The organism is Clostridium sp. CTA-6, assembly GCF_054768115.1.
The window spans coordinates 112,109-128,308 of sequence record NZ_BAAAAU010000006.1; the positions used below are offsets into that span (position 1 = coordinate 112,109).

General features: G+C 29.0%; 14 protein-coding genes. 2 read left to right on the top strand and 12 right to left on the bottom strand.

The genetic code is table 11. From position 1 onward, the window contains the following. Window positions 1-70 precede the first annotated feature (70 nt). The 6 genes from ACYUDJ_RS10855 to cooS all read right to left on the bottom strand — a co-directional run bounded on the left by ACYUDJ_RS10855 (window position 71) and on the right by cooS (window position 10,157). Complete coding sequence (locus ACYUDJ_RS10855) at window positions 71-1,801, bottom strand: SpaA isopeptide-forming pilin-related protein (protein WP_043032100.1); 1,731 nt, start codon at window positions 1,799-1,801, stop codon at window positions 71-73. A gap of 1,052 nt (window positions 1,802-2,853) precedes the next feature. Then, on the bottom strand, window positions 2,854-3,528 hold the full coding sequence (locus tag ACYUDJ_RS10860; protein WP_043032101.1) for a class D sortase: 675 nt from the start codon (window positions 3,526-3,528) through the stop codon (window positions 2,854-2,856). Window positions 3,529-4,140: 612 nt separating this feature from the next. After that, window positions 4,141-5,523 (bottom strand): NADPH-dependent glutamate synthase, encoded by a 1,383-nt coding sequence (gene gltA, locus ACYUDJ_RS10865; RefSeq protein WP_043032102.1) that lies wholly within the window; start codon window positions 5,521-5,523, stop codon window positions 4,141-4,143. A gap of 34 nt (window positions 5,524-5,557) precedes the next feature. Further along, a complete protein-coding gene (locus ACYUDJ_RS10870; protein WP_043032103.1) occupies window positions 5,558-6,442 on the bottom strand; it encodes a sulfide/dihydroorotate dehydrogenase-like FAD/NAD-binding protein in 885 nt (294 codons plus the stop codon). Window positions 6,443-6,608: 166 nt separating this feature from the next. Then, complete coding sequence (locus ACYUDJ_RS10875) at window positions 6,609-7,682, bottom strand: 2,3-butanediol dehydrogenase (protein WP_043032104.1); 1,074 nt, start codon at window positions 7,680-7,682, stop codon at window positions 6,609-6,611. A gap of 510 nt (window positions 7,683-8,192) precedes the next feature. After that, complete coding sequence (gene cooS, locus ACYUDJ_RS10880) at window positions 8,193-10,157, bottom strand: anaerobic carbon-monoxide dehydrogenase catalytic subunit (RefSeq protein ID WP_080333539.1); 1,965 nt, start codon at window positions 10,155-10,157, stop codon at window positions 8,193-8,195. A 476-nt stretch (window positions 10,158-10,633) separates the two neighbouring features. On the opposite strand from cooS, the gene hypA reads away from it, so the two are divergent. Then, complete coding sequence (gene hypA / locus ACYUDJ_RS10885) at window positions 10,634-10,975, top strand: hydrogenase maturation nickel metallochaperone HypA (RefSeq protein WP_043032105.1); 342 nt, start codon at window positions 10,634-10,636, stop codon at window positions 10,973-10,975. Window positions 10,976-10,977: 2 nt separating this feature from the next. Beyond that, window positions 10,978-11,616, top strand: coding sequence for a hydrogenase nickel incorporation protein HypB (gene hypB / locus ACYUDJ_RS10890; RefSeq protein WP_043032106.1), 639 nt, complete (start codon window positions 10,978-10,980; stop codon window positions 11,614-11,616). A 23-nt stretch (window positions 11,617-11,639) separates the two neighbouring features. On the opposite strand, the gene ACYUDJ_RS10895 is transcribed toward hypB, so the two are convergent. The 6 genes from ACYUDJ_RS10895 to ACYUDJ_RS10920 form a co-directional block, all read right to left on the bottom strand. Beyond that, complete coding sequence (locus ACYUDJ_RS10895) at window positions 11,640-11,996, bottom strand: NifB/NifX family molybdenum-iron cluster-binding protein (protein ID WP_061329476.1); 357 nt, start codon at window positions 11,994-11,996, stop codon at window positions 11,640-11,642. 103 nt (window positions 11,997-12,099) lie between these two features. Next, the gene (locus ACYUDJ_RS10900) at window positions 12,100-12,945 is read right to left on the bottom strand and encodes an ATP-binding protein (protein ID WP_043032108.1); all 846 of its coding nucleotides are present in this window, start codon (window positions 12,943-12,945) and stop codon (window positions 12,100-12,102) included. Next, window positions 12,936-13,766 (bottom strand): nucleotide-binding protein, encoded by an 831-nt coding sequence (locus tag ACYUDJ_RS10905; protein WP_003485134.1) that lies wholly within the window; start codon window positions 13,764-13,766, stop codon window positions 12,936-12,938. Before ACYUDJ_RS10905 ends, ACYUDJ_RS10900 begins: the two co-directional genes overlap by 10 nt. Before the next feature lie 24 nt (window positions 13,767-13,790). Continuing rightward, window positions 13,791-14,150: a NifB/NifX family molybdenum-iron cluster-binding protein gene (locus ACYUDJ_RS10910; RefSeq protein WP_043032109.1), complete on the bottom strand. Its 360-nt coding sequence runs from the start codon at window positions 14,148-14,150 to the stop codon at window positions 13,791-13,793. A gap of 598 nt (window positions 14,151-14,748) precedes the next feature. Beyond that, entirely contained in the window at window positions 14,749-15,126 is a 378-nt protein-coding gene (locus ACYUDJ_RS10915) for a hypothetical protein (RefSeq protein WP_003485130.1), read from the bottom strand. Window positions 15,127-15,433: 307 nt separating this feature from the next. After that, window positions 15,434-16,198 (bottom strand): OmpA/MotB family protein, encoded by a 765-nt coding sequence (locus ACYUDJ_RS10920; protein WP_003485129.1) that lies wholly within the window; start codon window positions 16,196-16,198, stop codon window positions 15,434-15,436. Window positions 16,199-16,200 lie beyond the last annotated feature (2 nt).

Sequence of the window (16,200 nt, forward strand, 5' to 3'; positions counted from 1 at the left end):
TATAATCTAGTGGGTTAACTATAGAAATATTTATGTTAAATTAATCAAATATTTTAGCAGTTTAATCTCATTATTTACTTCTTAATTGTTTTTGTCTTCTTATTAAAAATATTGATGCTATACTTATTAATATAAAACCTATTCCTAGCATAATAAAGTTAAAGCTATATCCAGTACGTGGTAATTTATTATTTGATTGCATTATTTTACTATTTTCTTGGATTAACTTATTGTCTGGTTGCATTGGTTTATTCTCGCCAGAATCTAATAGTTTTTTTTGTATTTTCCCTAAAGCTTCATTGTATTTTATTAGATTTAAAGTATTAGTTTGTCCAACTTTTACAGTGAATTTTACAGGATTTTTATCTAATTTATATCCATTAGGAGCTTTTGTTTCCACAAACTGGTATTCTCCTGGCACTAAATCTTTTACATAAATTTGTCCATTCTTATCTGTCTTCAATCCTATTTTTATATCTTTTCCACTCTTGTTTTGAAGACTAAATTCTGCCCCTTCTAATGCCTTTTTACCACTGCTATCTATTTTGGTTAATATTACATTTCCGGGTATTGCTGTATTCTCCTTATTTACTCTAATATCTCCAATTTGTCCATCTTTTATAGTAAACTTTATTGGTGTTTTATCTAATTTATATCCATTAGGAGCTTTTGTTTCCACAAACTGGTACTCCCCTGACACTAACCCTTTTACATGAATTTGTCCATTCTCATCTGTCTTTAGACCTATTTTTATGTCTATACCCATTTTATTTTGAAGGCTAAATTCCGCATCTTTTAATACTTCTTTAGTATCACTATCTACTTTAGTTAATATTACAGAAGGATCATTAATCCCTGCAGCTTTTCCTCCACCTTCTGATGATTTTGCCTCCACTTTTGTAAACTTCTCTTCAATATTATCTCCATCTAATCTTACAGTATTAGAAAATATTATTTGATTAGAATTTGTTATTTTTGAATTAAACTTAATAATATATCCTTTATTTATATTACCTAAATCTATATTAAATCCTGTATTATTTTCATTCATATTAAATTTATCTGTAACATCTATACATTCATCATAATTACCTGTATTGTGATTAAATGTAACTTGTGAAATCTTCACACTGCCTTCTATATAATTTTGTCCTTCACCTAATTCTTCCTTTATAATAGCATTATTTATTTCAGCTTGAGCATAATTTACTCTTATAACCCATTTTATAATACCATCATCTTTATTAACAGTTCCCCATTTATAAATTTTTTCATCTTTATTTGGTAAATACTCTGGAATAATTTCTATTGGTTCAGTACTTATATTATTGTCTAAACTAATTGGATACTTTCCTGGTTCATTTATTATGTCTTTGTTAAATTTAGTAGTAAAATACATATTACCATGAATATTTTCATGCGTTTCTATGTAATTTGTAGTATCCACAAGTTCAACCTTAACATGACCATTTTTATCTGCATGAACTTTTTGGATTAATACACCTTCATTTGTCTTAATATTGAAATGCAAACCATTTTCTAATTGAAATTCCTTAGGTAAATCGAATTCTTCTACGTCTCCTTTTTTATGATCTTTAAGTGACCATTCATAATTTAAATTTACTCTTTCCCATGTATACCACTGGTTCTTATCACTGCCATCCTCGTGCGTAATGTTTAAATTATCTAATATGCTTGAATTCTTTTGGCCTTCCGGTGTCTCTGCATTAACTGAATAAGAATTAAAAAAAATATTAGTGATCATAAAAATTACTACAAAAAATTTCATTAGTTTGTTCATGTTGTCATCTCCTTACAATTATAATAGTTCTGTTAAGCTATATAAACATTGATTTCTAGCATCTTATCCATCAGTATAACGTTTTCATTTCTAAATGTTATCTATGCAATAAAATATAGAATCAATGTGTAAAACTACTAAAACTTCTTGTCTAGATGTCGCAGTAATACTTTTTATAAGTTGAGCAAGAATACAAACAGTAATAACAAATATCTATATAAAAGTTGATATTTAAAATAATGTTATTGCTCTTCTTAATTAAAACCATATTTATATATCTATATCCAATTTTTCGATTTTATTGATTTCATAATAAAATTTATATTTTTTTGAAAGATTACCCATAAAAAACTTTTTTTATTATAATACCTTAAAAGTGTCTACTTTGTCAATTGTAATTTACAAAATTTTATGTACTTTTGTAATTATTTAGATTTTTCAGACTTCTTATGTGAAAACAAAGCATATATTTCATATATACATCTATATTTTTTTAATAATATAGATATAAAAATTAGAATTTAACTTTTTTAGTCATACTAAAAACTAAAAAACTTTACTTTAAAATATATACTACTAAAGTTTTAATATTAATTTTATGAACATAAAAAAACTACACCTTTTTAAGTGTAGATTTTATATGAAAATTGAATCAAATGTAGTTAGTACAATGGCTGTATTTATTTAGCATGAAGAATTTCCTCTTATTTTCAGCTCTATATATTCATTAAATTTAATAAAATCTATAGCTAAAAATTTCTAGAAGACATCTAAAACTTTTGTTTCTTTTTACATATACTTTAATTTTATTACTATCATTTTAGAACAAGTTTTTTCTTTTACTTCTGAATTTATTATAAAAATTTTTAAACCTTTAATAATTAATTTTTTATACTTTTTACAATTTTTTTGTTGTTTTTTATTTTAAGATAATCTTTTTTAATATATGATATTCTAAAAGCACCATTTTTTTCACTATTTTAACATCTTTAAATCTTATATAGTATATACAATTTATTTTTATTTTCTTCCTATAAAATTCAGTTATTATTTTATGAAATTAAATCAAGTTTTACTATAAATCTTTCAGGTGCAGATCCTATATATCTAAATGGATAACATGTAACTAATGTAATGCTTGATTTATTTTCTTGTTCTAGTATTGACTTATCCTCTGGATTTGTAATATATATTTTTTTTACTTTAAATTCATAAATTTCATTTAAACTTTCTATGTTAACTTTATCTCCAATATGTATATTTTCTAAAAAACCAAAAGTTGTTTCTCTATGTCCTAAAATTACTGAAGTCCCATAATCCCCAGGATATATTCCATTATCATATAGGGTAGCTCCACCCTTTAAATTTTCTTCTGTAGCCCCCTTTAATATAGGAATCTCATCACCAGTTTTGGGAAAAATAATCTTGCCTATTATACTTTTACCTTTAATCCTAACTTCAGGAAATTTTTTTTGATTATCTTTAATATTTTCTGATTTATTATCTTTTAATTTATTATTTAGTGATTTATTACTTTTATTATTTTCTAATTTATCATTATAAACTATGACTCTTTCTTTATCCCACTTATTTAAATTTTCAGATATTGTTCTTTTATCCAAATATATTTGGATAAAAGGATAACTAATAAATAATAAACCAACTATTATTGTTATAATGACTAAAAAAGTAATAATCCTATGCCTCTTCTTATTCTCTAAATTCATTTAAAGCACCTTCCTATAATTTAATTATTATAAACTAAATAATTTATTTTCCTTACACCTTTGTTAATACTCAAAACTGCTGAATTGCAGTATCAACAATGCTATAGCTTTTACCTTTATCATTAATTTTTTTAATACAAGGTTTATAATATCAAAAAACAAAGATAAATAAAATATATATTTTATTTATAATTTACATTAGTTTATACACTGAAATGCCCCTAAGCCTTAGAGAATATGATTACTCGCTCTAATACTACCATCTTCTCTAAAGTCGCAACTACGTCCCTAGATTCGTTCAACTAAGAATCAAGTGGAGTTAGCTCCATCTGATTCAAATTTCACTTCATAGACTTTGTTAACTAATTAATGTTTATTTAATGATTGATATGAAAAGAAGTATTAGAATTGATCAATGCTGAGATGAACTTCAAGATATTCAATTCTGTGAAGTTCATCTCAGCTTATTATAGAAATTTCAAAAAATATATTAGTAGAAAAACTTTTTCTTTGAAAAGCTATTATTGACTCAATAATAGATAGTTTTATTGCTTCGCTCTCTTGTTACATCAAGGGAAAACTAGTGTTTTGGTCCTGGGAAAGCTGAATAAATTACTTACTTAAATATTCATCTATAGCGTTAGCAGCCTGTTTTCCAGCTCCCATAGCAAGTATTACAGTGGCAGCACCTGTTACTGCATCTCCTCCTGCATATACTCCTTCTCTTGTAGTTAATCCTGTTTCTTCTTCTGCTATTATACATTTTCTTTTATTTGTTTCTAATCCCTTTGTAGTAGAGGATATTAGTGGATTTGGAGAAGTTCCTAAAGACATTATTACTGTGTCTACATTCATTACATATTCTGAGCCTTCTATCTCTACTGGTCTTCTTCTTCCAGATTCATCTGGCTCTCCTAGTTCCATCTTAATGCATTTCATTCCTTTTACCCAACCCTTTTCATCCTCTAATATTTCTACTGGATTAGTTAAAAGGTTAAATATTATTCCTTCTTCCTTTGCATGGTGCACTTCTTCTACCCTTGCAGGAAGTTCCTCTTCTGATCTTCTATATACTATATGAACCTCAGCTCCAAGTCTTAGAGCTGTTCTAGCAGCATCCATAGCAACATTTCCACCACCTACTACGGCTACCTTTTGTCCTACTTTTATAGGTGTATCATATTCATCTTTAAATGCTTTCATTAAGTTATTTCTTGTTAAAAATTCATTTGCTGAGAATACTCCATTAGCATTTTCTCCTGGTATTCCCATAAATCTTGGAAGTCCTGCTCCAGATCCTATAAATACTGTATCAAATTTTTCTTCTTCTATAAGCTCATCTATAGTTACAGTTCTCCCTATGATTACATTAGTTTCTATTTTAACACCTAATTTTTTTACATTCTCTATTTCATGTTTTACTACACTATCCTTTGGCAATCTAAATTCTGGTATACCATATACTAAAACTCCACCTGGTTCATGAAGAGCTTCAAATATAGTTACATCATATCCTTTTTTAGCTAAATCTCCTGCACAGGTAAGTCCTGCTGGACCACTTCCTATTACTGCTACCTTTTTATTTTTACTCTCTTCCCTCTGGGATAAATCTACATTATGTTCTCTTGACCAATCTGCAACAAATCTTTCAAGCTTTCCTATAGCTACCGGTTCCCCTTTTATACCGAGTACACATTTTCCTTCACATTGGGTTTCTTGAGGACAGACTCTTCCACAGACTGCTGGTAATGCACTATATTTAGCTATAGTTTTTGCAGCCTCTTCAAATTCTTTATTTTTTACATGTTGTATAAATTCCGGTATTCCTATTGAAACTGGACATTTTGTTACACACATTGGTTTTTTACAATTTAAGCACCTACTAGCTTCTTTAACAGCTTCTTCTTCATTGTATCCTAAGCATACTTCTTCAAAATTAGTAGCTCTTATCTTTGGATTCTGTTCTCTAACTGGTGTTTTTTTCATTCTATCCATTAAATTTTCCTCCTACTATCCGAAACTTTTTAAATTAATTATTGCTACATCCACAAACACAGCCACCTTCATGAGAATGGCTTTTTCTAAATGCTTCTTTTGCTTCTTCTGTTTTATACATAGCTTGTCTTCTCATAGCCTCTTCAAAATCTATAAGATGACCATCAAACTCTGGTCCATCTACACAGGCAAATTTAGTTTCTCCTCCTACAGTAACCCTGCAAGCTCCACACATTCCTGTTCCATCTACCATTATTGGATTTAAGCTTACAATTGTTTTTATCCTTAGCTCTTTAGTAAGTTTAGCTACAAATTTCATCATTATCATAGGTCCTATGGCAATAACAAGATCATAATTTTTCCCTTCCTTATGAACCAAATCTTTTAAAAGATTTGTTACTAACCCCTTATATCCATAAGAACCATCATCTGTAGATATATATAAATTTTCCGCTACTTTTTTCATTTTTTCTTCTAATATTACATAATCCTTTGATTTTGATCCAACTATAACATCTGCTTTCACTCCATTTTTGTAAAGCCATTTAATCTGTGGATATACTGGAGCTGTTCCTACTCCACCTGCTATAAACATAATCTTTTTATTTTTTAATTCCTCAATACTTTCATTTACTAATTCTGAAGGTTGTCCTAAAGGACCTACAAAGTCACTAAAAGAATCCCCTACTTCATAATTAAGCATTTGTTTTGTAGATTTTCCTAAAGTTTGAAACACTATAGTAACTGTACCTTTTTCTTTATCATAATCACAAATTGTAAGAGGTATTCTCTCACCCTTTTCATCAATTTTAACTATAACAAATTGTCCTGGTTTAGCTGATTTAGCCACTCTTGGTGCTTCTATATCCATTAAATATATTTGATGTGCTAAACATTCTTTCCTTACTATTTTATACATATGTACCCTCCGCAATTTAACATAATTTTAGTATCATAATTTTAGTATACTGAATATTGTATCTGAAAATAGATTTAATTTTAATATATAAAACAAAGTATTTTTTATCTTATCCTTATTAAAATTAAATCTATTTCATTTTAAAATGCTCTATTGAAATAATTTATTATAAAAGCGATTTATCTGGAGTTACAAGAATTTTTACATGTTTTTTCTTTTCTGGTCCAGTTAAAGCACCAAATCCTTCTTCTACTATATCATCTAAAGCTATTTTTTTTGTAATATATCCCTCTGTTTTTATTCTTCCATCCTTCATTAATGCCATAGTTGCTGGAAATTCATGTCTATATGCTAAAGTTCCTACAATTTTCTTTTCAGTAAATACTAACACATTTGGATTAAAGTTTGTATCCTTTTCCCATATACTAGTTATAACCATTGTACCTTCATATTTTAAACTTTCAAGACCAGTATCAAATCCTATCTTAGCTCCTGTAGTTTCAAAAGCAGCATCTACACCTACTCCACCTGTAAGTTTTTTAATTTCTTCTGGTATATTAACTTCATTAGGATCTAGAACCACATCTGCCCCTGCTCTTTTTGCATATTTTTGTCTTATAGATTTTCTTTGTAAAACTACTATGAGTCTTGCTCCAGCTGCCTTTAAACATTCTATTGTAGCAAGGCCTATTGGTCCTGCACCTAACACTAAAGCTGTGTCTCCTGTATTAAAATTAGCCATTCTTACAGAGTGGAGGCCTACTGCCATTGGTTCTACTAGGGCTGCATCCTCATAGGACATTTCATCCGGGATTTTATGAACAAAATCCTCTGGGAATACAGTATATTCTGCAAGTCCACCACCACTTCCACAAAGTCCATGGAAACCTAAAGACGAACAAAGATTATATTTTCCTTCCATACATGCTGGACATTTTCCACAAGCTACTATAGGTTCAACAATTACTCTATCTCCAATATTAAATTTTGTTACACCTTCTCCTAATTCTACTATTTCTCCTGAAAATTCGTGTCCTAAAACTACTGGTGCTGTTGTTCCACTCAATGCATGAGGTTGTCCTACTGGAATAAATATAGGACCCCCTAAGTATTCATGTAAATCTGAACCACATATTCCACACCATTTCACTTTAATTTTTACGGATCCTTTTACTACATTTGGTTCTTCAATTTCTTCCACTCTTACATCTTTTTTTTCATACCATAATGCTGCTTTCATAATAGCCCTCCTAGAGTTTTATTTTTAACATAGTTGTTAATTAATTAACATTATTTAAAGCAATTATAATGCCAAAGCTTTAATTCCCCTAAATTTGTAGTTTTATTTATCAATTGTGCCAATATGATACAAATTTTGCTGTATCATATTGGCACATAAATATTAAAATTCTTATTTTGGCACACTTTTTTTTAACATTAAGCATCTTTTCAGCTATAACTATGTTAAAGTTATGTATATTTAATATTTGCTATTAAAAAATCTAAGTTTATAAAATTTACTTTACAATATAAATATTAAACAAAATGAGGATATAATATATATTCATGAATAAATTCATTTTATACACAAAGAATAGTTTTTTATACAAATATAATTTTTTAATACAGATAAGGGGCTGTTGCACTAAGAATAACTCCTACAATATATTGTGTTAACTTTAAATTTGCAAAACAATATATTGTATGTAAATTTTTTAATGCGACAGCCCCTAAATTAATCTGAATTTATTTAGCTTAAACCTAATTTATTTCTCTTACCTACAATATGTGCTTCTATATTATTTGCCACCTCTACTGGATCATCTCCAAGGGCAACCTTTCCTCCAGTTATACCTTCTACATCTTCTGTTAATAATTTTACAAGCTCAGGTGCTCCAGTCATAAATGGCACTGGTGATAAATGAGTATATGCGCCATAAGCCACTGCAAATATTCCATCAATAGTTGCCTTTTGCTCCATCCACTCTGGAGCAGTAACAGCTATTGGAAGATCAGATACATCTAAATTCATATGGTCTGCAAGAGCAGTTACAAGCATTGATATTCTTCCTGTATCTGTGCAAGTTCCGAAACTTAGTACTGGAGGAATCTTTAAAAGATTGCAAACCTCTTTTAATCCTTCTCCAGCTATAGTATTAGCGGCTTCTAGTGTACAAAGGCCTGCTACCTCTAAGGCATGATTTCCACAGCCTCCAGACACTACTAATATATCTTTTTTAATTAGTTCTTTTGTAAGATTTACTGTGTTCCAATCCTGTGGTCCATTTCTTAGAGTTGAACAGTTTGCAAGGGCAACTACTCCTTTAATTTTTCCTGCAGCAATTACATCTACTAAAGGATCAAGTTTATTTCCAAGAGCTCCTAAAACCGCCTCTGTAGAAAACCCAGCAATAGCCTTTTGAGTAATCTTAGGCACCATAGGTTTAACTTTATCTTTACGATTTTTAAAGTTTTCTATGGCCAAATCTATTAAACTATCTGCCATGGCATCTACCTTTTCAGGATCATAAGGAATCTTATGTTGCAGTCCTGGTATATCTATAATAGTACTTATACTTACCAAAGTTGCTCCATATTTTTCAGCATAATGGTCTATAGCTGGTGGTGAACAGTTTTCCTCCATAGCCATAACGTCCACTGTACCTGTAGCTAAAAGAGGCTCTATAGCTAACCAGTTACCCATTAAACCTACAAAAACATCATCTACTTCAAACCTTTGAAGTAATTCCTGACCTGTTTCAATAGAACCAACTACTCTAAGCCCTTTTGCACCTGCCGCCTTAGCCTTTTGTTGAACTTCTGCCATTTTTGCCTTTTGTATTGTGGCAACTCCTCCCCAAGGTTGATGTCCATTAAATACTATATTTACATACTCTGGATCCATAATACCTAAATCGACATCTACTTCATGAGGCATAGGTGTTCCAAATAAAATATCCTGAACCATTTCAAGTCCAATCTGAGAATTATATATAGTAGCTATACCTAGACGTAAAGCCTTTGCTGCTAAAGACTTATAATTACCATCTACATTAGTTAAACAACTAGCTACACAGTTTTGCTCTTCATGAACAGTTCCAGCAGGATAAATATTTAATTTTCTCCAAAGCTCTTTTCTCTTTTTTGGTGCAAAGGCTTCTACCATAAGGTTTTTATCCTCTACATCAATTTTCTGTTGCTGTTCTAATAAATCTGCCAATTCTATAGCCATTTGATTTGTATCTTTATTTGTGTCAATACCTAATTTTTCACACATCCATTTTAATTTATTTACATCTTTAATATTAAATGGAGTTTTTCCTTCTGCTGTAGCTTTTAATGTACGAAAGGCTTCATAGGCATGATGGCTATATGTACCTGCGCCCATTATATTTTTGAGCAAGAAATTTCTCATTGCCATAGCATCCGGTCCAATACCACATACACCTTTTTTTTGTGGTCCCTTTTCATTTATTCTACAAGGTCCTTGAGAACAAAGTTGACAGCTTAAGCCTTGAAGACAAAACTTACAACGAATTTTTTCTTGTTCTATCCATCTGTCAAATACATTAGACATTCCATCTTCTCTTATACGCTTTAACATTTCCTCTACTGAATCATGATAACTTACACGCCCTTCAGCTTTTTCTAATATACTTTCACCCATAACACTTAGCTTTATAAAATCTATAAAGCTATTATAGATTTTATTCATACAATTACTAGTTTAATTTAGTATTATACTACTAGTAATGTACATAATAGCATATCTCTATAATGCTATACCATAAGCCAATGGTATTTTTATCACTTCCTTCCTAAAAATAGAATAACTAATTTTTATTTTAAAATATAGAGTAGTTATTCTATTTATATTTTTATAATTTAACTACATTTTTTATTAATATGTGAATAAAACAGTATCAATTTTATTTTGTACCTTAAAAGGTTTTTTATACAATAATTCGCCTTTTAAACATTATTATTTAAACTATACTTATTACCTTTCATATATACAAAAATATTTTAATTTACCAGAAAAAGCTTGTATTGAGATTGATAATTTCCCAAAACAAATAGGTTTATCAACTATGTTTTTAAAAGCTCATTATAAAGGAAGCATAAAAGATGAAAGTAAATGCATAAGATATAATAGATGAAAAAATATGAAATTTAAGGTGGCAACATAATATGCATGAAACAGCTGTGATTTGTGAAGTTGTAGATATTGTTTTAAAGACAGCAAAAGATAACGCTCTAGAAAAAATTACAAAGGTTATACTGCGTATAGGAGAGTTTTCTTGTGTTCAAGAGAATCAACTGAAATTTAGTTATGAAATAATTTGTAGGGATACTCTACTTGAAGGTTCAGATTTAGTTATTGAATGGGTACAACCTCTGGCCTACTGTAGCCATTGTAATGAAAACTTTCCCGTATCCTTTACTTATAAAGAATGTCCAATTTGTCATAAAGTTAGTGAAAAAATTGTATCTGGGTATGATACCTATGTATACAGTATAGAAGGTGATTAAAAATAAAAACCATAGAAATCAATGAAAGTGTTTATAAGAAAAATAAATCTATTGCCTACGACTTAAAAGATAAACTTCATAAAAAAAACATAAAAATGATTAATTTATTAGGTTCACCGGGATCAGGAAAAACCACTTTACTAGAATCTATAATAAAAAATATTAATAATAGAGAAAAATTAGCGGTAATTGAAGGTGATTTATACACAGATAAAGACGCCAAACGAATTGAAAAATTAGGTGTTAAAACTGTTCAACTTAATACTAATGGGGCCTGTCATCTTGAAGCTGGTGCTATAGTAGAAGCAGTAAATAACCTGGATATTAATAAGGAAAAACTTATAATTATTGATAATATAGGTAATTTAGTTTGTACCGCAGAATTTGACTTAGGGGAAGATATGAGAATAGCTGTTATGAGCGTTACTGAAGGTAATGATAAACCTTTGAAATATCCCCTTATGTTTCAAACAACTGATGTAATTGTACTAAACAAAATTGATATATTGCCTTATACTAATTTTGATTTAGATCAATTTTATAAGGATGCTAAGTGTCTAAATCCTAAAGTAAAAATATTACAAGTATCAGCTACTAAAGGTGATGGAATAAATAGAATTTGTAAATATATAAGTGGTTAGCTTAAAACTAACCACTTATATATTTAGTCTTCACAATGTCCCTCATGTTCATGTTCTCTACATACACTACCTGTTGACTTTAGTTTCCCCTGTATGTATTTTTGAGCTATATCATCACTAAATCCCTGTGCGCCAACTACTACTTCAATATTGTTTTCATTAAATAAATTTTGTGCTGTTTCTCCCATTCCACCTGCAATAATAATATTTACATTTAATCCTTTTAAAAATACTGGAAGATATCCAGGTCTATGTCCAGGATTTGGAGTAAAAGTTTTATTTAAAGATTTTCCTTCTTCTACTTCATAAATTGTAAACCCTTCACAATGTCCAAAATGTCCACTCACATATTTTCCATCACTTGCAATTGCTATTTTCATTTAAAATTCCTCCTATATTTTAATTTAATAATAATTTTATATATATATAACTTATATAACTGTAAGATAACTATTCACTTAATCTTTCTATATCTTTTCCAATTTATATTGTTTCTTTAATGCTTTTCCACATATGTTCAATAGCTTCTTTAGCTATACTTTCTTTATAATGAGTTATAGGGTTTAGCTCATTTATAGATTTCATAACAGTATTATCATATGGGATTTTACCTACTAATTTTATGCCTTTTTCATTAATAAAATTTTCTATATCTACTGTCATTTCTTTGTTTATGTCATATTTGTTTACACAAACCATAGCAAAAATACCAAAGTGGTTGCATAAAGCTACTACTCTTTTTAAATCTTCAAGTCCTGATGCAGTAGGTTCTGTAACAATAAGTATTGCATCAGTCCCTGTTATGGAAGCTATAACAGCACATCCAATGCCAGGAGAACCATCTATTATTGTTAATTTGTCATCTTTATTTAATTTTTTAGCCTTTTTTCTAATATCAGTTACTAACTTTCCTGAACCATCGCTACCTACTTCCATTTCTGCTCTAGAAATTAATCCTTTTTCTAATTCTGTAATAAAAGTTTTTGCAGTTTTTTCATCTTCTAATTTTATGGCATTTTGTAAGCATATTAATGTACAAGCACCACAACCCTCACAGAGAAAAGGATCTATTTTAAAATTTTTTATAGCATCAAATTTACAGACTGATTCACATTCCATACATTTAATACATATATCCTCATCTATATTAGCTTTTTTCCCACCTATAAAATCACCTTTTTCAATATCTTTTCCCTTATAAAACATATAAAAATTAGAAGCATCCACGTCGCAATCTACTCTTATTACATCATTATAAAGATCTGATAGTGCTGTTGCTATTGTAGTTTTACCGGTTCCACCTTTTCCACTTAAAACCACTAAATCCAATTTAGTACCTCCTTAGCTTTCTTAGAAAGATTATCAAATACTGCTTTGTGATATGAGTCATCATAAAGTACTTCACCCTTAGAATAAAGAATTGCTGTTTTCTTAGCATAGGGTATAGTACCTATCAAATTTATTTCTTCTTCTTTGCAATATTTTTTTATTATGTTATCTTCTCCATCATCTTTATTTATAACTATCCCAAAAGGCATATTATACATTTTTACAAGTTTCACAGCCATTTTCAAATCATGAAGCCCAAATTCTGAAGGTTCTGTAACAAGTATTGCTCCATCTGCATACTTTAAAGCATTTACTACGTTACAGGAAGTGCCTGGAGGACAATCAATTAAATTGCTCTGACCTGATAAATTTTTAAGTAATTCTTTAATAACAGGTACCGCCATAGGTTCACTTATATTTAAAATTCCTCTGCTACAATTTATATCATGACTAGACCCACTTTCAATTTTCCCTATGCCCCTTTTATCATAAGTTATAACATTATATTTACAGGCAATTTTACAGGCTCCACAACCATGACATAATTTTTGAAAAAGCATAATATCATCCTTAACCTTTGCCAGTGCATTAAATTGACAAGCATTAGCACAGGCTCCACAATTAACACATTTATTATCATCTATAATTGGATACTCTACCATAACCTTTTTTTCTACCTCTACTTTAGGTTTTAAAAATAAAAAGCCATTTGGTTCTTCCACATCACAGTCTATATAGTTAGACTTGAATGCAAGGGCAAGATTTGTAGATACTGTAGTTTTACCTGTTCCTCCCTTTCCACTAAGTACTGCTATATTCACTATATATTCATCTCCATTCTGTTATTACATTCCATGATGTGCAGGGCCAGACATATTTATTTGTTCAAGCTCGCCCTTATTATATTTCTCAATAACTAAAGTTATAGATATAGATTCACACTTATAGGCTTTGACACCTGCCTTTTCAATAATTTCAAAAGCATTAGGTCCAAAATTTCCTGTAATAATAACATCTACTTTTTCATCTACTAATTGGTTAGATGCAACAATACCTGCTCCACCACTTGCATTTCGACCTTCATTTTCTAATATTTTAACTTCTTTACTTTCAGTATCATGGATTTGAAAATATTCACATCTTCCAAACCTCATATCAAGTAAATTTTCCATAGTTTTTCCTGTGGATGAAATTGCTATTTTCATTTTTATTCCCCCAAATCTTTTATTATAGTATTGATAATCAATTCAAACCTTTTACTTAAATTCCCATATCCATATTAAGGATATTGTCATTTGCCACTTTTATATTACTCCTATTTTTAATTATTGTCAAATGCCAATATTATTTTTATTATTAAAACTTATAAATAAAATCTCTATTTCTTATAGTAAGAACTAAAATAATTCCCTAATAACTTACACATTACGAAAAATATAAAGCTCCATAGGCTTCACACCTATGGGGCTTTTAGCTATAAATTTAAATCTATTTTGTTATATTTAATGAGGATGTCTCAAAATAAAAATAGCGCTAATTTTAATATAGTAAATATAAATAATAGATGTAATAAACATATGGATGAACTTTAGTAGTTCTTAATTTGATGGAATTAAAAATTTTTGTAATTCCTCACAGGACATGAGGAGCCAGTAGTGAAACCAGAGGAGGTTGCCTTTACTGGGTAAAAAATTTTTAATAGAGTCAAATTTAGAACTGCTTAGCAAAATGAATTACTTTATGAATGTATTATTTATATTTACGGTTTTAAAATTAAGGCTATTTTCAGACATCCTCATTAATTTATAGTTTTATTTCAACTTTCAATGGATCTATATTTTCCTCTTTAAGTACTTTCAAATAATAATCACTTAAATTTAATTCTATAGATTCATATAAAATATGATACATTTTTAGCTTTCCATCTTGACTAAAATTTATCATCTCTTTTTTTATAAGTTTTTCTATATTAGAGTTTTCCATTTCCCAGGTAGATGTATTAGGTCTTTTGTTTTTAGAATTCTCATATTTATGGATTTTAAAATTATCTATATCCTGAATATATTTCTTTTTACCCTTCATAAATACTACTATTCTTGTACCTGTATACTCATTAGTTTCAGAATTATATTGTTTTATAATATGAATATGAGATCTTCTTCTATTGGAGTATTTATTCATAAAATTAATATACCTTTCTTAGAAATCTATATTTGTATTTTTTCACATTATTTATATATTAATTATATTGTACCCATAACCATCTAATATGTAAAAACAATATATAATTCTCTAATAATGTCTCTTGTAATATATCTTTTTATAAAAAATTAGTTTGAATTTGAAAATATAAAAATCACCTTCATAATATAAATTGATCTGCACATCAAAATTACCATGAAAGGTGATTAATAATCTAAAATATATTATTATATAATTAAAAAGCCTCTTAAGTTTCCTTAGTGCTTAAAACTAAATTACAGCATTACTACTTTTCCCTTTTATCCTTATTAGTTTCTTTTGTAACTGGCGTTGATGGATACTTACGAACTATAGCAATTTCTACTCTTCTATTTTTTGCTCTACCGACCTCTGTAGCATTATCAAATTTAGGCATATACTCACCATAAGCTTGAATTGATAACTTATTTGCAGGAATTCCTCCTATATTACTGAGAAAATTCATTACGTTTATAGCACGTATTGCACTTAAATCCCAGTTAGAACGAAATTTTGAATTACTTATGGGTTTATTATCTGTGTGCCCTGTAATCTTAATATTATTATCCAAACCTTTAAGCATTTTAGAAATTTGTGTTAATAGTGCTGATGACTGTTTTAATACCTCTGCATCGCCAGAATTAAAAAGCACAACATCTTGTATATCAATCTCTAGACCATCAGCGTCAACTCCAACTTTAACCTTGTCAGAATATCCACTTTTTTTAATTTCTTTTTCCAAATTTGATTTAATTTCTTTCATCTTGATATCCTCAGTCACACTATCGCTCGGAACAATTGAAACACCTGCTTTACCTACTGAAGCGCCTCCACCGCCACCTTCTTGCACTACATTACTCCCCGCTTTAAAAATAATATTAAACTCCTGGCTAGCTTTCTGCAATTTTGCAGTATCTACCTTGCTCATAGCAAACATAACAATAAATAATGCCAAAAGAAGAGTTAACATATCTGAATATGGAATAAGCCATGTTTCATCAATATGATCTTCATGAGATTCTTTTTTTTTCATTT